The sequence below is a fragment of the Bacillus pretiosus genome (assembly GCF_051294775.1).
GTDB classification, from domain to species: domain Bacteria; phylum Bacillota; class Bacilli; order Bacillales; family Bacillaceae_G; genus Bacillus_A; species Bacillus_A wiedmannii.
Genome location: NZ_JBPPHF010000484.1, coordinates 1 through 286, shown reverse-complemented (window position 1 = coordinate 286; position 286 = coordinate 1). Strand labels below are relative to the sequence as shown.

General features: G+C 35.7%; 1 pseudogene. It reads right to left on the bottom strand.

Going from position 1 to position 286, the window contains the following annotated elements:
* Nucleotides 1-29: 29 nt before the first annotated feature.
* Nucleotides 30-286, bottom strand: a pseudogene (locus ACSG5Z_RS31840) (phosphotransferase); the annotation flags it as partial.

Sequence of the window (286 nt, the reverse complement as noted above, 5' to 3'; positions counted from 1 at the left end):
GCTCTATGTTCGCGAATAAACTTCATATCTTACTCATAATGCTCTAAATGTCCTTCATCAATCATTTTTTGGAAATTCAAATCGCCTTCTTGTGCTTTTCTTTTCATATATGTACATAATGCTTCTAATCGTAGTAACACTATTCCTAAGTAATCTTCGTCCATATGTTTACCGTAGGACTGGACAAACAATTTCACTCTTTCTTTCATACGGCTAGCATGTTGTGCCGATTCATAATGTACTGCCTCACCCGATTCTGTATAATACACTCTACTTAAAGGTACAC